Source organism: Chitinophaga sp. 10T418, assembly GCF_056394125.1.
In genome coordinates this window covers 25,713-46,897 of the sequence record NZ_JBFTHG010000010.1, presented here as the reverse complement: position 1 = coordinate 46,897, position 21,185 = coordinate 25,713, and the positions used below count along the sequence as shown (strand labels likewise).

Here is a 21,185-nt window from a genome sequence, read left to right as displayed (position 1 = left end):
CATAAAAAGAAAGCGGTTGACCAGATTAGTGGTCAACCGCTTTCTTTTTATGAGTTATTAATAAATCGCTTTCCATCCCTTCTCTTTCCAGTAGCTGATAATAGGAGGAAAAGGACCATATTTATGTTGCGCTACAGAAAAGGTATCTGCAAACGGGCCATGGTCATAGTCAATCGCCTTTTCTGCTACATGGGGATAGTCAAAACTTTTTGGATCAGGTCTGGAGTGAATCTGGTCGTTGTTTACGAAAGCGGCAATATCCAATGCTTCCTGATCAGTAAGAAAAGGTTTGCCGGGTACTGCTTTATCATAAGGCATATTGTTTTTCAGCCATTCTGCCTGTTTGATTACGCGGTGCATACTTGAACCGGGTTGATAGGCTGTACTGCCCCAGAGTGGCGGATATACATACGTGCTTTTATCTGCATTCCATTGTCCTTCACCATTGGGACCGTGACAACGGGAGCAGTTGTCCTGGTATAACAGTTGGCCATGTTGTGGATTAGCCGCCATGTCAGGAAAGGTAACATGTAGATTTTTCGCTCCTTTAAATGGTTTGTCTTTTGGCACAAAACTGCTGATCCATTTGAAGTACGACAAAAAAGCCACCATTTCCTTGCTGTCCAGTGGCAGCGGTTTACCGTTGTGTGGACGCATCACGCAGTTGTTGACCCTTTCTGCCAGCGTGAGCACTTTGCCTTCCCGGCCCCGGTATTGGGGATAGTTATCGTGAGAAGACATGAGGTTGAAAGAAAAAGCTTTGGTACCTGCGTCCTGGTGGCAGTTGGTACAATTCATTTTGTTGCCCAGGTATTTTCCTGCGCTGCCATCCGGACCTATATACAGGGCCGTGTTCATCATCAGTTCCCTGCCATAGCGTACTGCTTCGCCAAAGGCGTCATGAGGAATAAGGGTGGTATCTATGGTAATATATTTATCGGCGGAGGTAACGGCTGCAGCGGTGGTTGTTTTGCCTTCCACAGCCGAGCCACAGGAAGAAATCATCGCAAATCCACCTATGCCTATCAGACTAATCACTATTAAGTTGCGCATGTGTTGTTTTTTTGGTTGACATTAATGTGCGTATCCCGGTTGCGTGATATAAGGCGCCAGTTTCTCTGCCGGAATAAATGAGGCCCGGTAGGAAGACATGCCTGTTCTCATCAGCCACAGGAACCTGCCCTGTAAATTGGTCAGGATAACGGTATTGCGTTTGGTGGCGCATTGTAGTAAGGCGCTGTCACCTACCAGGTAGCTGCTGCCCATTCTTTCGTTATAATTTTCCGGCGGCAATTTGGTATCGATGACAAGGTGTGCCTGTTTTCCATTTTCATCTATTTTAAATGCCAGTGTCCGGGATATTTTTTTGCTGACGCCATTGTCGAAAAACATCAGCTCATTATGTTTATTGATATGAACGGCATGCGCCTGGTCAAACAGGGCATCTGCCGGCATATCAAAATCGCCGCCTTTGCCGAACGCCCACAGGCGTTTGCCGGTGCGGGCATCTATCTTCCAGATTTGTCCATTGTTATAAAAAGAAATGAGGTAGTTACCATCTTTATCGAATGTGACGCAGTTGGCGTGCATCCAGTCTTTTTTCTCCCGTAAGATATTTTTATCGTCCAGCGGATTCAGTGCATCAAATACTGTCCATTTCCATACTTCTTTGCCTTGTCTGTCTAATACCAGGATGCCATCTCCTCTGACGGTATCTGTTTTACTACCTCCTTTGCTACTGAGGTCTGTTATTTTTTCTTCCACAAAAAGCGTAACAAATTCATTGTTGTTATTCAGTAAGATTTCGTGGTGGATGGTGGGTTTAAAATCCCTTCCTTTTTTGAGGTCGGCCAGGGTGTCGCCGGTTAGAGAAAGTTCGAGTATTTCATCGCCATAGCTGGTTTCGTAAGCCGGGCCGCCTAAGAGAGACAACAGGGTGTTTTGTTGGGTAAAACCTGCTACTTTAAAACCGGTACCGCTTACCTGGTGATACCATGCGATATGTCCTTTGGCATTTAACAAAAACAATACGCCGGGATCATCGCGGCGGGACACCATTACATAGCCCTGTCTGAAAGGCGCTGGTAAAACGGAGCTGTCCGGACATACTACGTTGAACACATCTTTCATCCACACAGGAACATCGGTGGTGTTAAAGGTGTATACTTTGCTGCCGTACAAATCTTTGTTGTGGCCGGTTAATATGCGGTACTCATAGCTTTGAAGTGGCTGCAGGTTAGTGAGTACAATCGTATGCCGCAGCTGATGTTTCGACAGTGGAGTAGTAGTGCGTTGCTGTTCTTTTCCTTTGGGCCAGTATTCCACGGCAGCATCTACGGTGTCGTTGCATTGCACGGTCACCTTTACTTTGAGGGCATTTTGTCCCTGCGGATTAAGGGTGATTTCAGTGATGTCGTTCCCTCCGCTATTGCAGGCCTGCATCAAAAAAAACGCAGCTGCCATTGAAACCAATGGCAGCATACGTTGTATTTTATTCAATCTTTTCATTTGCAATATTGAATAATTTAAAAAAAGATCCTCTCCCTATTACTGACGACGGTCACTGTTGCTGAGGCTCTTATTGAGATCTACCTGTGCCTGTGGATAAGGGAAGTATTTATCTTTAGCAATATTGATGGAAGGTACTTTTCCTACCGCTGTAAGATACGTATTTACGGTGCTTTGATACTTATCCATGCGGATCAGGTCCTGTCTGCGTTTGCACTCAAAGAAGAATTCCCAGCCGCGTTCCTGCAGGATAGCGTCACGTAAGCTTGCTTTGGTAAAAGTGCCGGCAGCACCTAAAGCGTTGGCATGAGAGCGGGCTTTTACCTGGTTGATCAGCGTAATGGATTCGCCGGTAGGGCCATTCAGTTCATTCAGTGCTTCCGCTCTGCACAGCAGGATATCTGCATAACGGAGAATCGGGAACACGTGTCCATCGTAATAGGTAGTAGAGCCTTTAGGATCTGCAAATTTAGTGGTAGCTACATCCGGCATATAATAGAAGCCTTTGGGCGGAGTGGTTTGTCCGGCCGGGGCCTGCATGTAGTGCAGATCATCTGTACCCATATAGTCGTAATAGAACATTTGTTTACGGTCGTCGTTGGCTGCAAAGGTGTTCCAGAAATACCAGGTTACAGCAAAGTACTGCCATCTGTCTGTTACAACAGGATTGTTGATGGGGCCAAAGTGGTTCATGATTTCCACAGCATCGTTCAGCGGATCTGCTAATGCGCTGAAGATACTTTCCTGGCACCATTTATTTTTCTCTGCAAATAAACCGGCATAGGTAGGATATAGTCCGTAGCCCAGCTTCATGATTTCTGTGGTGAGGTCCAGCGCTTTTTGCCATTCATGTTCGCGCATATACAGTTTGCAGAGTAAAGACATCGCTGCGCCTTTGGTAGCACGACCAATATCTTTGGTGCTGTAAATGTCGCTGCTCTCGTAATTAACCGGAAGGTGTTGTGCGGCGAATTCGAGATCGCCGATGATGAGTTTATTAACGTCGGCAACAGGTGTGGTTGGCAAGGGTGCTTCGTAGTCTGGTTGCGTGGTATTTTTAGCGACCGTTTCTTCTGTTACCATAATAACCGGACCAAAGGCATCTGTGAGATCCACATAGCCCAGTGCGCGCAGGAACCGGAGTTCTGCTGTGAACTGATCCTTTTGTGCAGCTGTGATGCTGGTCATTTTGGGGATATAGTATAAGGAGATGTTGGCATCCGTTACCAGTTTGTACTGGTGTTGCCAGGCAAAAGCAAGATAGGTATTCGCTGGCGCCCACTGACAGTCGGCCATCAGGCCTACGTCACCGCCTGAGCTGGCGTGTCCGATATCGGTGGTGAGGTCTGAGATGGTTACCTGGAAGCCCGCATAGTACATCCATGCATCTGATCTGCCACTGGGTTGTTTGAGTCTTGAGTAAACACCATTCACAGCTGCTTTGGCATCACTCAGGGTGAGAAATGCATTGTAGGCTGTGAGGTTACTGTACACTTTAGGTTCCACCATCTTCTTACACGAAGTAGCGCCAAGCAGCAGGGTGGTTAATGCGATATATGCGTATTTCATTTGTTCCGGAATTTACAGGTTTAGAAATTTAATTTAAGCCCCATGGTAAAAGTGCGATAAGCCGGGAAAGCAGTATAATCCAATCCGGAAGAAAGGTTAGCGTTGCTGCCGCTGCTGTTCAGGTTCGTATTTACCTCAGGGTCAGATCCTGTATATTTAGTGATAGTGAATAAGTTTTGTACGGAGCCATATACCTTAATACCGGCCAATTTTTTCAAAAAGGTTTTGGCTACCGGGACATTATAGCCGAGTGTAATCATCTTACAACGCAGGTAAGAAGCGTTTTCCACAAAGCGGGAGTTTATCAGGCCACCATAAGCGATTGCATAACCATCTCTTGGGATATCCGTGTTTTCGTTGGTGGTGGTCCATCTGTTCAGTGCAGCTTTACCCGGGCCGGATTCCAGTACGAGGTTGGTAGCATTGTACAAGCTGTAATCCAATGCGCCCTGCAGGAATATATTTAATTCAAAACCTTTGTATGCAAAATTGTTGCTGATACCATAGATGTAGTGCGGGTTGGCATGTCCGAGATAAGTGCGGTCAAAAGCGTTGATCACGCCATCTGGCTTACCGTCAGGTCCACTGATATCCTTGAATTTAGGGTCGCCTGGTTTGGAAGATGGTTGCGCAGTATGAGCGTCTCCGGTTTTAATAACACCATCATATACATAACCATAGATAGTACTTAATTCCTGACCTGGCGCCAGTTTAGTGAAGTCTAATCCGCGTCCGCCGTAAAGGTTAGCTGTTTGTGTAATTACATAAGGCTGGCCACCCAGGTCCAGACAGTTTTGTTTGTTATAAGCAATATTCAGCGTGGTATTCCAGGTAAATGCACTGTTTACGATATTCTCGGAGGTGATGGATAATTCGACACCTTTATTTTCTATACTGCCCGCATTTACGGTATGGGAAGCGAAGCCGTTCCAGTCGCCGATTGGCATATCAAAGATCAACTTATTCGTTTTTTTCCGATAGTAATCTACAGTGGCAGATATGCGGTTATTGAAAAAGCCCATATCTATTCCAATGTCAAGCTGGGCAGTGTTTTCCCATTGCAGATCTTCGTTAGGCAAACGGATGATAACGGTACCTCCATAGCTGTCACTACCTTGTCCGAGGGATACATTGGTGGGGCCAAACAGGGGCAAATAAATATAATCGCCGATTCTGTCGTTACCGGTAAGACCATAACCTCCCCTGATTTTCAGGTTGGAAAACACGTTCAGGTTTTTAATGAAATCTTCTTCACCGGCTCTCCAGGCAATGGAGCCGGAAGGAAAGTTTCCGAACCGGTAGTTACCACCAAATTTAGAGGATCCATCTCTACGAAAGGTAAAGGTAGCGAGGTATTTATCATTCAGGGAATAGTTCAAACGTCCGTAAGCAGAAGCCATCTTAGAAGGTATGTCCAGGCTACTGCTGGATAACCGCTCAGTACCTGCATCCAGGTTATGATAGAGGAACACATCTGTGCTGAACTTCTGCACCAGTGAATAATGTTTTGCATAGGTATCTGACTGATAAGAGGCACCGGCTACCAGGTTGATGGAATGAATGCCGTTGAATACTTTTTTATAAGTAAAATAACCTTCCACGAGATTACGGGTATAGGCCAGATCATTTACGCTGGCTTTACCACCTACTTTTTCACCGTCTACCAGGTCGCGGGGGAGGTAGGTGCCTTCTTTGGTGGTAGTATATTCTGTTCCTCCATTTACGCGGAAGTTAAGTCCGTCCAGTATCTGGTAGTCGGCATAGGCGTTGATATTCATTTTGTTTTCGTACCGGTCGTTGGTTGGCGCCAGTAGCCAGGCCAGTGGATTGTCTCTACCCTTGAACCGGGCAAAAGTCCCGTTGTCATTGTATACCGGAATGGCAGGAGATGCAGTTAATACACCATACATCACGTTAGAGGGAACAATGTTACCATCATAGGTTTTGAAATTGGTGTATGCATGTGAGCCGTATACACTGGCGCCGGTTTTGAAACGTTTGCTAAACTGTCTGTCATAATTGAGGCGGACAGAATATCTTTCGTAGTTGGTGTTTTTCAGGGCGCCTTCCTGTTTAAAGTAGCTGCCGGATAAAGAAACACGATCTTCTGCCGTACCACCGCTTACGCTCAGGTTATGGCTTTGCACCATGCCCGGACGGGTGGCTAATTTAAACCAATCGTTATTACGGCCACTGGCCAGGTCTTCACTCGTATAGTAGGCCGGGAGTCCTTTTTCAATCGCTTTTGCATTGGTGACCTTCATGTTTTCCAGGCCGGTCATTTTATCATATTCTTTGACGATCCTCTGGGTACCGTAATAACCGTCATACTGGATGGCTGCTCTGCCGGATTTGCCTCTTTTGGTGGTGATCATCACTACACCGTTGGCACCACGGGCACCGTAGATGGCCGTAGAAGAAGCATCTTTCAGGATTTGTATATCATCGATATCGTTTGGGTTGATATCCTTCCCTGTTTCAGAAGGGAAACCGTCGACCACATACAACGGTTCGTTTGTAGATTTGATGGAGTTGCCACCACGGATGCGCACAATGGTTTGCCCGCCGGGAGCGGCGTTCGACTGGCTTACCTGCACACCTGCGGCCCTGCCCTGTATGGCCTGGGCAGCGTTGGAGGTAACACCACCATTGTTCATCTGATCGCTGGAAATGGAACTAACGGAACCGGTGAGGTCCTTTTTCTTCGTGGTACCATACCCTACCACCACTACATCGGTGAGGTTAGATACATCATCTTCCAGTACTACTTTAAAGGTGGTGGTGGTGCCATCTATCTTTACAGACCATGGTTTAAACCCTACCATGGAGAACTCCAGTGTTTCTCCCGGATTAGCGGAGATGCTGAAGCTGCCATCTGCCTTGGTAACAGCGCCATGTCTGGTGCCTTTTACAGTAACCGTAGCGCCGGGTAAAGGTTGTCCTTTGGCGGTGGTTACAGTACCATGAATTTCTATGGGAGGAGGTGGTGTGCTGGCCGGCTGAATGGCTGGCTTGTTTTTTACGATAATCGCCCCGCCTTCAATGGTGTAGGAGAGTGGTTGGTTACGCATAAAAATATTCAGGGCTTCGCCAACAGGCATATTCTTTACCTCGATGTTAGCTTTGCCGCCTTTCTCCAGCAAGGCTTCATCCGCCAGGATGTTGAGCCCTGTTTGCTTGTTGATTTCCCGGAATACATCTTTGGCGGTGGCATTTTTGAGCGACAGGTTGACCACCTGGTTCTGTGATTTTGCCGCGTTCACCTGCATACCGGTGGCGAGACAAAGCAGGGTCAGTAGTTTACCGACCTTTAGGTGTTTGTTTGAACGCCGGCTCCTATCATACCGGGTACAGGCAACAGTACTTGATTGCATACTTGTGCTGAGTTTTGATTAGATAAATGATTTGGTTGTTCTATCGACTTTATTCAGTGCTATATTGGCTTACCCGCCTGCTATTGGTTGATTTGACTATTCACCCGGAAACGGAGGTGCTGTTCACTATTCATCACCTCTGACAATCAGTTTTTTTCCTTCTATTCTATATGAAATATTATTTGCATCCAACATTTTTAATACGTTGACCAGGCTGCTGCTGCGGCTGATCATACCAAAGAATTTTCTTGGTTTTACTTTGCCTTCGTATACGATTTCCAGATCGTACCAATGGGAGAATTGTCGCAATACGGTGGTCAGGTCTGCGCTTTCGAACCGGAAGTAGCCTTCTTTCCATGCTACAATTTCGTCTGTGTTGATGCCGGCCACCCGTTTTAAAGTTCCATTGGCGCTTACCTGCGACTGTTCTCCCGGAGCCAGTTGCATACTGCCTTTGTCACTATTTATTTTTACGGCTCCTTCCAGCAGCGTGGTGTTGATAGTGGCTTCGTCTGCGTAGGAGTTGATATTAAAGTGTGTGCCCAGTACGTCTACTGTGATTTGTTTTACCTGGATACGAAAAGGTTTATGTGCATCATGGGCAATTTCAAAGTAGGCTTCTCCGGTGAGTGCAATTTTGCGCTCGTTGCCTGCAAATGTGGCCGGGAAACGTATGGAAGACGAGGCATTGAGCCATATCCTGCTACCATCGGCCAGTACCAGCGGATAGGTTTCGCCGGCAGCGGTAGTGAGGGTATTATAGAGTGGGGCGCTGGCTTCGCCGTTTGTTTTTTCGTATACCAGTTGTCCGTTTTTTGTCCGGATGGTACTGTTGCCTTGTTGTGCCAGTTGTTGCATGCCTTTCTGGCCGAGTACAATTTTTTCTCCATTGGCCAGGGTGAGTACTGCTTTGTGACTGTCCGTGGTAGGTTTCGTTTGTGCCGCCGTAAGGATGGCTGGTTGGGGTGTGTGCCGCTGCTGCAGCAAGAGATATCCTGCCGGAATAGCCATACCAACCAGGATGGCTGCTGCCGCCGCGAGTTTGAATATACCGGTATTTTTCCGGGGCTGGTGCATAGGAATAACGGGAGATGCCTGTATATGCTTTAACAGCTCTTTCCTGACCCTTTCGCCCGGATCGGCAGATAACAATACTTTTTCCGGCTTAACCTGCCGGAATGCGGTCTGTAATTCATTTAACAGGGTGCGGTTGGAAATGTCCTGCCGCAGATAGTCCATCAGCTCAATGGCTTCCGTTGGAGTACATATCCGTTGTTGCCATCGGAGGAGCAATTGTTGGTAATAAGCTTCGTTTCTTTCTGTGGACATACATATACTATCCCGGAAACGACAGGTAGGGTGGGTGGAGGCGAAAATATTTTTTCAGCGGGGTGGGGGTCCAGCATCATACTGGATATAAAGAAGACCGGGAGCAGGCCATCACTATTGGTATAGAAGAAAAACCGGATACTTTTCATGGCGAGGACCATATGTTCTTTGACGGTATTCCGGGAAATGCCTAATTCCTGTGCTACCTCTTCATAGCTTTTGCTTTCTTCGCGACATAGCCTGAACACTTTTTGCCGTTGAGGAGGGAGTTGACGGATTGCTTCGTGCAATAATGCTTCATATTCCTTCCATATCAGCTTGGTATCGGCATCTTCTGTTTGCCGTTGTAATTCCTGCATGACCTGCAGGCGGAGTGCTTCATCGGCAGTTATTTTCTTCAATGATTTAAATACATGATTACGGGTAATGCGGTATAAGTACCCGCTGAAGGACAGTTCAGGATTGATCCGCTCCCTTATCTCCCAAATCTTTATGAATACTTCCTGTAGTGCGTCTTCCGCAAATTCCGGAACATTGATAAAGTGGAGTATGTAGGTATAAAGTGAGGGGTAGTATTGGTTGTATAATGTTATGTAAGCTTCTGCATCCCCTTGCTGCAGTTTCTTCAACAGAACAGCTTCTTCATTGCCCACTGGATTCGTTATTTAAGGCTAAAATAAGAATTTAGCGATAAAATGCAGCGGTTTTTTTTAGCAGGATTATACTGATTTTCCGGATTTTTACTTTTTGATTTAAAAAGATTTGGGAAGATATAAGCGGATAAATTCGCTAATATCTTCCCAAATCTTTTTAAATCTTCCTAAATCAAAAGAGTAAAAATCAGTATAATCCTGCTCCCCACAAAATTCGCTCTCAGGCAAACATAGCCGCATATTCCTGAATAAAGTGGTCAAAACTGCGGGGTGCGTGACCTGTCAGCTGCTGCACTGCCGGTGAGATGGCGGCTGCTTCTCCGCGGGCATAGTGGGCATAATCTTCGATCAGACCTTCTGCCTGCCACAAGGGAAATCCTACCTGTAACAAAGCCTGGAGTAACTGATCCGGTAAAACATTGACATAGCTGATGGTACGTCCCAGGACGATAGACAGTTTGGTTGCCAATTCCCGGTGTGTGAGGGATTCGGGGCCGGTAATATCATATATTTTGCCTGCATGGCCGGGAGTGGAGAGCGCGATGGCTGCTATTTCGGCAATATCCCGGATGTCTACCAGGCTAATCGGCGCCTCTCCGGCGGTGGCGAAAAACTTGCCCTGCTGGATGATGGGATCCCGAAAGCCCAGCAGTCCCTGCATAAATAAATTAGGTCGCAGGAAAGTATAGTCAATACCGGATTCGCGGATCTTTTGTTCCACGGCAGCATGATACCGGAGAAAACGTACCGGCGATTGTGGTGCTGCATGCAGCTGGGAGAGTTTTACAATATGTTGTACTCCGGCATGGCGTGCAACGTCTACGAAATCACTTTGTAACTTTTCGGCTTGCTCAGAGGAGTTCGTGAGCAGGAAAGCTTTTTCTATTCCCTGTAATGCCCTGGCCACGCTGTCGGGATTATTAAAATCTCCGATCACGGCTTCAGCTCCCGGTAATGCGTGGAGTGCGCGGGCCTGATCGTCTGTTGTTCTCACCATGGCACGAAAAGGAATACCTTGTGCGGATAACTGTTTGGCCAGTGTAGTACCAATGTTGCCGGTGGCGCCTGTAATCAGGATGTTAGCTTGTTTCATTTTTTGTTTGTTTTATGATGTAAAACTCACTTTTTGCTACTGCGCCACATTGTAAGAAAACGAAATCATGCTGTAAAACGGCCGGGAACTTAAATTTGATAGTTGCCGGGATTTATTATCTTCGCCCCCGGTTCTTTACGTATTACAATCGAAGCAAGTAATGGTTCCCGCTGAAAAGCGGGATTAAAAGGGAACTGTGTGTAAATCACAGGCTGTCCCGCAACTGTAAGTTTTGCGCAGATAATTTATCTGCAACTGGTAAACAATATACCACTGTTCCGTTGGAGGAATGGGAAGGTGTTTAACAGTGAAACGAGCCAGGAGACCTGCCTTTATTTCACTTTGACACTGCTTTCGGGGATTGAAGCAGGTCAGGTTTTGGTATGTAGTAATTTTTTAAGAACAGGTATGACAGATGGACGCTTTTAAAAAGGTCCGTCTACCAATGCTGTATTGCATCGGGGATCATGCCTGTCAGCAACAATTACGTACTATCTTCTCCTCTCTTACACTTTCTCCTGTTAAAGCATTGCTATGGTATGTACAAGAGCGTGAACATCATGTATCACCTTTTAAACAATCAGCAATGATTATCCACAACTTAGGCTATCCGAGGATAGGTAGCCAGCGTGAATTGAAGAAGGCCTGCGAAAGCTACTGGACAGGCAGCATTACTATTTCTGCCCTGCAGGAAGTCGCCGCCGGCATCCGGTTGCAAAACTGGGAACTGCAAAAGCAGGCAGGAATCGACTGGATTCCCTGCAACGATTTTTCCTATTATGACCAGGTACTGGATACCTCGCTGATGACGGGCGCTATACCAGCCAGATACCAGGCCCTCACTGCAAAACAGTTATCTGAAACAGACCTGTTGTTTGCCATGGCCAGAGGTTATCAGCGGGATGGAGATGATATCACCGCCATGGAAATGACGAAATGGTTTGATACCAACTACCACTATATTGTTCCTGAATTTACCGCCAGCCAGGACTTCCACCTGTTTTCCCGCAAAGTGGTGGATCAGTTCCTGGAAGCAAAGAATGCAGGCTATGCTGCCAAGCCGGTATTACTGGGACCCGTTTCCTTCCTGTTACTGGGTAAAGAAAAAGAAACAGGATTTAACCGGTTATCATTGATAGATAAATTGCTGCCGGTGTACCTGGAAGTGCTTGACCTGTTAACGAAGGCCGGAGCCACCGTGGTACAACTGGATGAGCCCTGCTTATCACTCAATCTTTCTGCGGAAGCATTGCAGGTACTTACCGATTCATATGCGCAAATACATGCTGCCTTCCCGCAGTTACATATTGTACTGGCTTCCTACTTTGAATGTTATGGCCAACACCTGCCGGCAGTACTGGCATTGCCGGTGCAGACACTGCACCTGGACCTGATACGTTGTCCGGCACAACTGGAAGATGTATTGCAGACAAAGATCGCCGACAGCAAATTGCAACTCTCTCTGGGCGTAGTTGACGGCAGAAATATCTGGAAGAATGACTACACAAAATCATTAGCATTTATACATAGGGCTATTAAAGTTTTAGGGGAAGACAGAGTCGCCATTGCGCCTTCCTGCTCCCTCTTACATGTTCCCTGTGATCTGGATTACGAAACAGCGATATCTCCCGAAATAAAAAACTGGATGGCCTTCGCCAAACAAAAGCTGCAGGAATTAAAGGAGCTGCGGGATATTGTAAAAGGAAATACAGCACTACTGGCTGCCAATGAGGACGCGATCCGCAACCGTGGGGCATCAGGGCTTATTCATCGTAAAGCGGTAAAAGACAGGGTAGCAGCATTTACATTGAGTGATGCCAGCAGGAAAAGTGCCTTTACCATTCGTCAGGCCATACAGCAGGAACAGTTTGGCCTGCCATTATTCCCGACTACTACCATTGGCTCCTTCCCGCAAACAGATGATATCCGGCAGTTAAGAGCAAGATTGAAAAAAGGAGAACTGACAGTACCACAATATGATGCCGCCATAGAAAAGGCAACCATAGAAGTGATCCGCTGGCAGGAAGAAATTGGCCTGGACGTACTCGTGCACGGCGAATTTGAGCGCAATGACATGGTGGAATATTTTGGCGAACAGTTAGATGGATTCCTGTTTACAAAAAATGGCTGGGTACAGAGTTATGGCAGCCGTTGTGTAAAACCACCGGTTATTTTTGGTGATGTAAGCCGTCCGGCAGACATGACGGTACGCTGGAGCAGCTTTGCACAAGCCAATACCGACAAGCTGATGAAAGGTATGCTCACCGGTCCTGTTACTATTTTACAATGGTCTTTTGTGAGAGATGATCAGCCAAGATCCACTACCGCAAACCAGATTGCCTGGGCTATACGTGATGAAGTGGTGGCATTGGAAAATGCAGGTATTAAAGTGATACAGATCGATGAACCAGCCATCCGGGAAGGGTTACCCTTACGCCGGGAAAACTGGGCGGCATACCTGGAATGGGCAGTACAGGCATTCCGTATTGCTGCCAGTGGTGTGAAAGACGAAACACAAATTCATACGCATATGTGCTACAGTGAATTTAATGATATCATTGAACACATTGCTGCGATGGATGCGGACGTGATCACGATTGAAACATCCAGGTCGCAAATGGAATTACTGGAAGCCTTCGCGCATTTCAAATATCCGAATGAAATTGGCCCTGGCGTATATGATATACATTCACCCAGACAACCTTCTGCAGAAGAAATGATTTCGTTGCTGGAAAAAGCGGTGGAAGCATTGCCGGCAAGGAATCTGTGGGTGAATCCTGACTGTGGATTAAAAACGCGTAAATGGCCGGAAACCAAAGTAGCTTTAACGAATATGGTAAAAGCTGCTTTGGTGATGAGAGAAAAGGCCGCTTTGTAAAAACAATAAAAACGGAACGATTATGACTATGGAGGAAAAGATTCTTCACTCGGAGACAAGAATATTCAAAGCGGTATTTCCCAGTACTACCAACCATTACGATACACTCTTCGGAGGCACTGCGATGTCGCTGATGGACGAAGTAGCATTTATTACCGCTACCCGTTTTGCACGAAAAAAAATGGTGACGGTATCATCCGGGCAAATAGATTTTACCCGACCCATTCCTGCAGGTACCATTGTGGAGTTGATCGGCAAGGTAACAGAAGTGGGCAATACCAGCCTGAAAGTATTGGTAGAACTGTATATCGAAGAGATGTATTCGGACAGCCGGGAGAAGGCTATTTCAGGCACTTTCAGCCTGGTAGCGATAGGAGATGATAAGCATCCGGTACCGGTAAATAGTTAGTCGGAAAGTGGAAAGGCGTCTCATTAAAATATGAGACGTCTTTTTATATTTAGATAGTCTAAAGTTTCAGCAAAGACTTTATTATGCCCGCACTACTCTTTAGTCCACATTTTTCAAGGGAAGCGAGTACCTGGCTGGCTGACAGCGGTGGATTTTTTAATCTGCTCACCTGTGCATGGAATGCGTCAAGTACCCTGGTTTTATCCAACGAGAGCAGATGTTTGATGAATTTGTCGGGTGTCTGCCCTTCAATATGATGCAGCTTCAGGTATTTTACAGGAAAGTGTTTCATGTTATTAGTAACAATGATCTTCGCCTCACCTTTGATAGCAGCAGCCAGTACATGTCTGTCGCCCTTATCCGGTAATACTATATCGGCGATGAGTGACTCATAAGAAGACACAGCTGCGTCCGGGAATGCCTTGTTCATGGCGGTCTGAGCACTTTTGAGACTTTTGTGTGAAATGTTGGGGCTGTTTATTAACAGGTTTCTCATCCACTCCTCCTGTATCTGGTTTGTCCATTTCGGTTGATATAGTTTAACCGCTGCCAGATTTAATAAGATATCCTGCACGGAAGCCGGGTACAACACATTCGCATCTAGCACAGCTACCAATCCAGTTGAATTGATCATTAGTATCCCATATTAAGTTCCTGCGCCTGTTTCGCTAAAAAATTCAGCTTACTGTTTCGGGTTTTTTGTAGCTTTTTATCATATGCAATAATGTCGTTTAGCAGAATTCTCCGATGCGTGCCCACTTTGGTAAATGGAATTTCTCCTTTATTTAGAAGACTTACTACATGTGGCCTCGATACGTTTAAAAGGTCTGCCGCTTGTTGGGTACTGATTTCTGCATCACTGGAAAACATGGTGATTGACTTTCCATCTGCCATATTATCGAGTATCGCGTAGAATAATTTAAACGCCTTCGCCGGAATCTCCAACGTTTTCTTTTTATTATCTATTCTGATCGCAATACTTTTATTTCTGGTACCAAATATTTCTTTAGAAAATTCGTGCATTTCATCAATAAGAAATCTGGCTATCTGCTGATCTTTTTTGGTGGTTTTCTCTATGATGGCTTCCATTACGCTGCTTATTTTTGTTTATATCCAAATATACGTAAACGAAATAAACGAAACAATAACTATTACAATAATAACAGATAAATCATTGATTGTTAGTTATTATGAATTTCCTGAAGAATGAATTTTTATTAGGATTCACGAATATAAGACCCCAATCTTTAAAGGGAATTGTCCATTGTTTGTACATAAAAGGTTAGGGTTCTCGTTATAATAATTCGATAATTGGATGTAAACTATTGTTAGCAAAAAAAGAAGCCATCCCATTATTCCGGGATGACTTCTCTTACAATAGGAGTATGGTATTCTGTTATTTTAAGTTCAAATCTCTTACACCCAACACTTCTGTGGATATTTCGCCCAGCCAGCCAGCTTCTGCACGTTGACTGGTATGCACTTTAATGAAGTTGATACCTGTCAGTTTAACCGGGGTGCCTTTTTTATCTACAGCCCAGTCCAGCTTTATTTTTGCATCGTTATCATCATTGAGTGCATTGTCTGCATAACCCCACGAAAATGCGGGGCATACATAATAAGGCGACTCGGGATCACTGGAGGTGTTTTTGATATTGCTATCTGTCAGTCGGGTGCCGGTGAAAGTAATGCTATCGCCTTTCCACTGAGGGTAGTAAGGTTGGTCATGGAATATATTCCTGGAAAGGTATCCACTTTGGCCCTGATTGTCTTTCCATTTAATGTAAGTATTGTCGCTGGTATACGGATCCGCAGGGTCAGTAGTACGAACTTTACCTTCATCTGGTTTATAGTAAGTGATCTGGTAATTTTTAATGGTTTTAGAGCTATTATACTCAGATCCGGCAATTTCATACCATTCATCATCCGGGAGGCCGTTTTTATTGGCATCTACTGAAACAGAGATCACGCCTGGTTCTGCGAAATTGTTAAATGCGTTACCCAGTACGATGAAAGAATATTCGCCGGGTACATTTTTGATGGTATGATCAAAGCCCATTACTACGAAGCCACCAAAACCACCGAGGGAAATCATCTCTTCTTTGGCGAGGGCTGTCAGCGCATAGTCAGCCATTTTTTTGGCGTCATCACCTGTCTTCCATACAGGAAGGCCATTAGTGAACTGTCCGGGTGCAGGAAAATATTCAAATACTTTAGTAACCTTGTTTAAAAAAGGGCCGGTTGGTTCCGGATCGGGTGTCACTACTTCATCTTTGCTCCTGGAACAACTGCTGATGATTACAGCCACCATGATACCTGCGAGTAGAAATTTTCTTTTCATAATATAAAATTAGTGTGATTATTTACTGGATTTTACGAATACCATATGTCCCGGAATATCTCCGGTGATGGCAGACCATTTCTTTTTTCCTGTTTTATCGAAGCAGTATAAGGTGCCAGAGGAAACGTAGTCTTTGGCGTCTGTTACAAAAATTTCTTTGGTGGCTGGATTAACGATAACGCCATAGGGCATTTCGATATTCTTTTCAGTGCCATCTGTAATGAAATTTGTGTTAAGTACCGTCTCCGTTTTTACATTGATCATGTTATAAGTGATCGTCCATTTGCCGGTATTATAGCTGAATACAGAGCCATATACATAGGCGGTGTCGCCGGAGATGCAGAGATTGCTGGCGCCTATGTCGAATGTTTTCTTTACTGCGTCTGTTTTGGTATCAATCACAAACAGCTTAGACGGAGTTTTCCGGTAGTCACCGCGGGAGGTCACATATATATCGCCATCGCTGTCTACCTTTAGCCGGTCGAGGTTAATGGCTACATCAATTTTTTTAGTTTCGGTGAAGGTAAGCAGGTCAATTACTGATACGGTGCGGTCGTAGTTGGGTACGCGGTAACCGCCTGAATTGGCCACATATAACTTGTTGCCTACTACTGCCATTTCTTCCGGCTGATAACCTACAATAACTTTACGGATAACTTGCAGGGTACTGGTATCTACTTCTGCCACAAATCCGATGGGCGCATTTTCATCCACTTTCACGGGACCGGCATAAGAACTCACATAGGCTTTACCGTTAGCAAAGGCGATATAGCGGCAGTTGAGGATATCAATTTTTCCCAGGCGTTTTGTGGTGGCTACATCCATCACTTCTACCTTGTTGGACACGTTGATGACGGCGTATAGTTTACTGCCATAAATCTGAATGTCATTACCTACATCGCCCAGCTCTTTCACTACTGTAGGGTTTTTTTCTGCGTAGATATTTTTTTTATAAAAGCCGGTGGTATAGTCGAAGTAATCCAGGGAAGCTTTGTTGCTGCCCATGTTGCCTTCATTGAGCATATAGATGCCAACGTAGGGCGCATTGGGATCTGGTGCGGTAACAGGCGTGAGTACCGGCGGTACAATGGTGGCGTCTTTTCTGCAACCACTGTTGATCATACCAATGGCTGCTACCAGTAAACATGTATTCTTTAATTGTTTCATCATGGCATTTCAGATTAAATATTGACCGCTAAAATGAAGCGGTAATTTCTACCGGGCATCGGGTAACTTTGTACCACTTCATAGAACTGGTTGGCGAGGTTATTTACCTGTGCAGTTACGTGAACGTGGGTACGTTTATAGTTGAATTGTTTGCCAAGGGATAAGTCGCTTGTGTACCATGGTTGTACATAGTTTTCCGGTATATTATCCTTGCCGTTATATCTTTCTCCTGTATAAATAAAGCTGTAGTTGGCTTCCCAGTTTTTAAAGTCGGCGCCCAGTATGAGTGAGCCGCTATGGCGGGGAATGTAGGCAATCTGCTGGCGATAGAAAGTTTTTGTTGGATTGGTGTAATCCAATGCCTGTTGAAAAGTATAGGTGGCTCTTAACAGCATATTCAGTTGCTGTTTGATGCGCCAGCCTGCATTTGCTTTTACATCGAGGCCATTAATTTTTACTTTACCCAGGTTCATCATGGTCCATGCAAATTGATTTTGTCCGGGTATGGCCACAATCTTGTCTGTTATCTCGTTATAGTATCCATCCACTTCTACGCCGGCTTGTGTAAACCATTTACCAGTGAACGATTTATTCCAGGTGACGCCTGCATCATATTGTGTGGCGAACTCCGGTTGCAGAAAGCGGTTTCCGATTTCGGTATAATAGAGATCGTTGAACGTAGGCATGCGGAAGATGCGTTTATAAAAGGCACGCAGGCGTATATCGGGTGTTGGTAATGGTTGCCAGGAAACAAATACAGCAGGGGTAAATTTCTGCTGATAAGGAGCCGCGGCGTTTAGTTTTACAGTTTCACTCACGAAAGTTCCCAGCAGACTGGCCTGTGCACTGAATCGCTTAAAGTTGACAGCAGAAGCACCTGCTATGAGGGTAGTGTACCTGGTAGGATAGCTGAATTCTCTCAGGTCGGCATCCAGTTTATTCCATTGAAAATCGCCGGAAAGAGAGATGGTCCACCAGCTTGTCAGTGCATACTGTTGCGCCATGGAAAAATACATTTCGTATTGGCGGTAATGGTTGTTTGCCCGAAACTGTGCGGTATCGAGGGCCAGATAATGTGTATAGTCATAGGCATATTTGGCGTTGAGCAGGATGCTGTAGCGTTTCGTAATTTCTTTACGGAAAGAAGATTGGATAAACAGGTTGCGATCCCAAAGGCGGTCAATATGCCCGAATACATTGTTGACAATAAAGCCAGGCAATCCTCTTTCAGCATTATAATAATATATTTTGGTACTCCATTCGCCGCCTTTCATCACGCCATTGAGCCCGCCTTCTATCCGTACGGCGTTAACATCACCGTTTTTGCGGTAGGCGCTGGTGTCGTAAGCCAGATTTTTGAGTGAGTCGAATTTGGCGTAAGTGTATTTATAACGGCCGGTAGCGCTGGTCCATTCGCTGCTGAAGGAGGCGGATATTTTGTCGCTGATTTTTTGTTGCCAGAGCAGGGAAGGGTTGAACAAACCAAAGGAGCCTGTTTTAATGGTAGTTCTTATATGTGTTTTTTCTCCGGGAGCGAATTTAGGTTTGAGAGAAGTCAGATAAATGGAACCGGCAGATCCGAAGTCTTTGGCCGGTTGAAAGATGTTACTTTTTTGTCCGTTATACAAGGCGATTTCTTCCATGTTGTCCAGGGAAAATTTACCCAGATCTACCTGTCCGTTCTGGGCATTGCCGAGTTCAATGCCATCATAGAATACACCGGTATGGTTGGATCCCATACTGCGGATATCCACTGTTTGCAGGCCTCCTATACCACCGTAATCTTTGATCTGCACGCCGGAGAAGAAGCGGAGCGCATCTGCCACAGAATGGCTGCCCAGTCTGCTGAGTTCTTTTGCCTGCAATTTTTGCCCGGGGCTTATTTCTTTGCCTGTCCGCGATGCGGTGACGGACACCTCCCGGAGATCTTTGGTGGTAATTGTATCTGCCTGCTGTGCTTTAATGGTTGTTGCCGGCCAGATGATGAAGGCCATCACATAGAAGCATACCTTAGTCAGTGAACAGGCTTGTTCAGTGAAACGCATAATTTTAAACCTGTTAATATTCCATCAACAGCCTTCGACAGGAGAAAAAATAATTAGGAAAGCGCACGTGTACAGGAACATCCTGTAGCCTGCATTTATCCCTAAGCTTCATTCCACGAAAGCTCAAAAATCAGTTGTATGGCAGGTATTCTGACTTATCTCTGCTTTCGGCGACCTTCCCATTGAATGATCAACAGTGGCCTTGAGTGGTGTTGCCTTAGCATTGTATGAGACTTACAGCAGCGGGACTGTCCGGGATTTTCACCCATGTTCCCTTTTAATTATTCATGCCCGGAGTGGACATGGATAAACCATAACGGAGCAAAAGTAGGCTATTATTCTGTTGATTCAAAACGAAAGGGGGCGAGGGGTGGTATCTGCTTCGTTAGCATACCTTTACGGTAGCGATGTCCAGTATATTTCCCAGTTTTTCAATCTTACCGGCTATATGGCCGATGCCAATGGCGCAGTGATGCGCAGGGCCTTCTTTACTCCAGTTGTTGACAAATGTTTTTACATCCAGTGAAAACCGGTACCGGCTATTGGTATTACCGATCTTCAAAATAGGGCCCGGCACCGAATCGCCTTCTGCCACCAGCAATTTTAATTTGCCTTCGTGGGTTTCTACTACAGATAGTAAAGTGACCGGGCCATGTTTTACTTTCATTTCAATAGACAAGCCCTTACCGGGTTTGCCATGGTATACACCTAATGGTTTCAACAGGGGGCGGCCTTCGGCAATTGCCAGGTGACCGGGGCCATCATGTCCCATGAGGATAATGCCGGCATTAAAATCCAGACCATAGAATTCTGTGAAGGAGCCGCCCGCCTGGAAAAGGTCGAGGATCTTCATGGCCTGTGCGTTCTTTACTTCATATTCACCCGCTACCGGTACCTGGTGAGCGGTGAGCAGGGAGTTGCCGGTGATAACGGAAGCAATCAGATCTTCATATTCGCCATTGGGCGTGCCTTCGTAGTAGTAGCAGAGGGAGCCCAGTTGATGATGCGCCACCATTTTATCCAGGGCTACAGCAGTATGGGCGGCGCGTATAATCTCCTGTGGTGGACATTCTTCCAGTACTTCCATTTCGTGGTGGATCTGTTGTATTTTATCTTGTATTTCGGGGGGTGTTACCTGTTGGTGAAAAGCGGCGAGGTCGCACATTTCAAGATGTTGGATATGTCCGCCAAAGGTGGCTGCCTGCAGGGTAAGGTCGGAATAGATGTCCAGCATACCGTTATAGTAATGGCCTAACACACCGAGACGGTTGTTCCGCATGCCGGCGGCTACTGCAGCAGCTTCATTCCAGTCGGCTATTTCCTGCCATGCTTCCGCATCGTCCAGCGTGCCGGTTACCTGGTAAAAAGGAATGCCGGCACGGTTAAATACGTTGGCGATTTCCGGAACAGCGCATGCCTGGCAGTTGGCGAGCCATTCCCCGGTCATGAGGCCCCTGTCGCCTAATCCGTTGAACCACTCGTAATCGATGGCGGCCACCGGTTGCAGGTTGAGGATCACTACCGGTACTTTGGCTTTTTGTACTACCGGCAATACGGTGGCCGATAGTGCATAAGTAGATACATACAAAAAGATGATGCTGACATCGTTGGTTTTAAAAAGAGTTGCTGCTGCTCTGGCGCTATCTACGGAATCTACCAGGCCCGCATCCAGTACCGTAACGGCATCGCTCTCCAACTGCCTCGCTATTTGGTGCTGATAGGCTTCCAGTCTTTCCTTTAATCCTTCAAACTGCGACCAGTAGGTAGCGAGGCCAATTCCGAATAATCCCACTTTAATGTTTATCATATCCTTCCGTTA

Annotated in this window: 15 protein-coding genes and 2 riboswitches; of the genes, 2 read left to right on the top strand and 13 right to left on the bottom strand. The window is 45.9% G+C overall.

Features of this window, described 5'->3' with window-relative positions; translation table 11 throughout:
• Window positions 1-57: 57 nt before the first annotated feature.
• From AC1DCV_RS25620 to AC1DCV_RS25590, 7 genes are all read right to left on the bottom strand, one after another.
• Window positions 58-1,053 carry a c-type cytochrome gene (locus AC1DCV_RS25620; RefSeq protein ID WP_477025844.1) on the bottom strand — a complete coding sequence of 332 codons (996 nt, stop codon included), beginning with the start codon at window positions 1,051-1,053 and terminating at the stop codon, window positions 58-60.
• Window positions 1,054-1,074: 21 nt separating this feature from the next.
• Window positions 1,075-2,508, bottom strand: a complete 1,434-nt coding sequence (locus AC1DCV_RS25615; protein WP_477025843.1) for an aryl-sulfate sulfotransferase — start codon at window positions 2,506-2,508, stop codon at window positions 1,075-1,077.
• A 39-nt stretch (window positions 2,509-2,547) separates the two neighbouring features.
• Window positions 2,548-4,077, bottom strand: coding sequence for a RagB/SusD family nutrient uptake outer membrane protein (locus AC1DCV_RS25610; RefSeq protein WP_477025842.1), 1,530 nt, complete (start codon window positions 4,075-4,077; stop codon window positions 2,548-2,550).
• 20 nt (window positions 4,078-4,097) lie between these two features.
• Complete coding sequence (locus AC1DCV_RS25605) at window positions 4,098-7,451, bottom strand: TonB-dependent receptor (protein WP_477025841.1); 3,354 nt, start codon at window positions 7,449-7,451, stop codon at window positions 4,098-4,100.
• A gap of 126 nt (window positions 7,452-7,577) precedes the next feature.
• Window positions 7,578-8,780 carry a FecR family protein gene (locus AC1DCV_RS25600; RefSeq protein WP_477025840.1) on the bottom strand — a complete coding sequence of 401 codons (1,203 nt, stop codon included), beginning with the start codon at window positions 8,778-8,780 and terminating at the stop codon, window positions 7,578-7,580.
• Window positions 8,690-9,433 (bottom strand): RNA polymerase sigma factor, encoded by a 744-nt coding sequence (locus tag AC1DCV_RS25595; RefSeq protein ID WP_477025839.1) that lies wholly within the window; start codon window positions 9,431-9,433, stop codon window positions 8,690-8,692. Before AC1DCV_RS25595 ends, AC1DCV_RS25600 begins: the two co-directional genes overlap by 91 nt.
• 220 nt (window positions 9,434-9,653) lie before the next feature.
• Complete coding sequence (locus AC1DCV_RS25590) at window positions 9,654-10,526, bottom strand: SDR family oxidoreductase (protein ID WP_477025838.1); 873 nt, start codon at window positions 10,524-10,526, stop codon at window positions 9,654-9,656.
• Window positions 10,527-10,670: 144 nt separating this feature from the next.
• A riboswitch (cobalamin riboswitch) is annotated at window positions 10,671-10,874 on the top strand.
• Window positions 10,875-10,971: 97 nt separating this feature from the next.
• Between AC1DCV_RS25590 and metE the strand changes: the two genes are divergently transcribed.
• Both metE and AC1DCV_RS25580 read left to right on the top strand, forming a co-directional pair.
• Window positions 10,972-13,404, top strand: coding sequence for a 5-methyltetrahydropteroyltriglutamate--homocysteine S-methyltransferase (metE, locus tag AC1DCV_RS25585; RefSeq protein WP_477025837.1), 2,433 nt, complete (start codon window positions 10,972-10,974; stop codon window positions 13,402-13,404).
• 22 nt (window positions 13,405-13,426) lie between these two features.
• Window positions 13,427-13,813, top strand: a complete 387-nt coding sequence (locus AC1DCV_RS25580) for an acyl-CoA thioesterase (protein WP_441574538.1) — start codon at window positions 13,427-13,429, stop codon at window positions 13,811-13,813.
• Window positions 13,814-13,871: 58 nt separating this feature from the next.
• On the opposite strand, the gene AC1DCV_RS25575 is transcribed toward AC1DCV_RS25580, so the two are convergent.
• The 6 genes from AC1DCV_RS25575 to AC1DCV_RS25550 form a co-directional block, all read right to left on the bottom strand.
• A complete protein-coding gene (locus tag AC1DCV_RS25575; protein ID WP_477025836.1) occupies window positions 13,872-14,447 on the bottom strand; it encodes a PIN domain-containing protein in 576 nt (191 codons plus the stop codon).
• A complete protein-coding gene (locus AC1DCV_RS25570) occupies window positions 14,447-14,902 on the bottom strand; it encodes an excisionase family DNA-binding protein (RefSeq protein ID WP_477025835.1) in 456 nt (151 codons plus the stop codon). The genes AC1DCV_RS25575 and AC1DCV_RS25570 overlap by 1 nt, the downstream gene beginning before the upstream one ends.
• A 307-nt stretch (window positions 14,903-15,209) precedes the next feature.
• Window positions 15,210-16,154: a hypothetical protein gene (locus tag AC1DCV_RS25565; RefSeq protein ID WP_477025834.1), complete on the bottom strand. Its 945-nt coding sequence runs from the start codon at window positions 16,152-16,154 to the stop codon at window positions 15,210-15,212.
• 18 nt (window positions 16,155-16,172) lie between these two features.
• The gene (locus tag AC1DCV_RS25560; protein WP_477025833.1) at window positions 16,173-17,324 is read right to left on the bottom strand and encodes a YncE family protein; all 1,152 of its coding nucleotides are present in this window, start codon (window positions 17,322-17,324) and stop codon (window positions 16,173-16,175) included.
• Between the two features lie 11 nt (window positions 17,325-17,335).
• Window positions 17,336-19,366 carry a TonB-dependent receptor gene (locus AC1DCV_RS25555; protein ID WP_477025832.1) on the bottom strand — a complete coding sequence of 677 codons (2,031 nt, stop codon included), beginning with the start codon at window positions 19,364-19,366 and terminating at the stop codon, window positions 17,336-17,338.
• 123 nt (window positions 19,367-19,489) lie between these two features.
• Window positions 19,490-19,697, bottom strand: a riboswitch (cobalamin riboswitch).
• A 54-nt stretch (window positions 19,698-19,751) separates the two neighbouring features.
• Complete coding sequence (locus AC1DCV_RS25550) at window positions 19,752-21,173, bottom strand: arabinose isomerase (protein ID WP_477025831.1); 1,422 nt, start codon at window positions 21,171-21,173, stop codon at window positions 19,752-19,754.
• Window positions 21,174-21,185 lie beyond the last annotated feature (12 nt).

What these genes read in the sequence shown, in the direction of transcription:
- AC1DCV_RS25590 (WP_477025838.1), bottom strand. Translation starts at nt 10,526, where the DNA reads ATGAAACAAGCTAACATCCTGATTACAGGCGCCACCGGCAACATTGGT.
- AC1DCV_RS25575 (WP_477025836.1), bottom strand. Translation starts at nt 14,447, where the DNA reads ATGATCAATTCAACTGGATTGGTAGCTGTGCTAGATGCGAATGTGTTG.
- AC1DCV_RS25605 (WP_477025841.1), bottom strand. Translation starts at nt 7,451, where the DNA reads ATGCAATCAAGTACTGTTGCCTGTACCCGGTATGATAGGAGCCGGCGT.
- AC1DCV_RS25560 (WP_477025833.1), bottom strand. Translation starts at nt 17,324, where the DNA reads ATGATGAAACAATTAAAGAATACATGTTTACTGGTAGCAGCCATTGGT.
- metE (WP_477025837.1), top strand. Translation starts at nt 10,972, where the DNA reads ATGCTGTATTGCATCGGGGATCATGCCTGTCAGCAACAATTACGTACT.
- AC1DCV_RS25550 (WP_477025831.1), bottom strand. Translation starts at nt 21,173, where the DNA reads ATGATAAACATTAAAGTGGGATTATTCGGAATTGGCCTCGCTACCTAC.
- AC1DCV_RS25570 (WP_477025835.1), bottom strand. Translation starts at nt 14,902, where the DNA reads ATGGAAGCCATCATAGAGAAAACCACCAAAAAAGATCAGCAGATAGCC.
- AC1DCV_RS25615 (WP_477025843.1), bottom strand. Translation starts at nt 2,508, where the DNA reads ATGAAAAGATTGAATAAAATACAACGTATGCTGCCATTGGTTTCAATG.
- AC1DCV_RS25620 (WP_477025844.1), bottom strand. Translation starts at nt 1,053, where the DNA reads ATGCGCAACTTAATAGTGATTAGTCTGATAGGCATAGGTGGATTTGCG.
- AC1DCV_RS25565 (WP_477025834.1), bottom strand. Translation starts at nt 16,154, where the DNA reads ATGAAAAGAAAATTTCTACTCGCAGGTATCATGGTGGCTGTAATCATC.
- AC1DCV_RS25610 (WP_477025842.1), bottom strand. Translation starts at nt 4,077, where the DNA reads ATGAAATACGCATATATCGCATTAACCACCCTGCTGCTTGGCGCTACT.
- AC1DCV_RS25580 (WP_441574538.1), top strand. Translation starts at nt 13,427, where the DNA reads ATGACTATGGAGGAAAAGATTCTTCACTCGGAGACAAGAATATTCAAA.
- AC1DCV_RS25600 (WP_477025840.1), bottom strand. Translation starts at nt 8,780, where the DNA reads ATGTCCACAGAAAGAAACGAAGCTTATTACCAACAATTGCTCCTCCGA.
- AC1DCV_RS25555 (WP_477025832.1), bottom strand. Translation starts at nt 19,366, where the DNA reads ATGCGTTTCACTGAACAAGCCTGTTCACTGACTAAGGTATGCTTCTAT.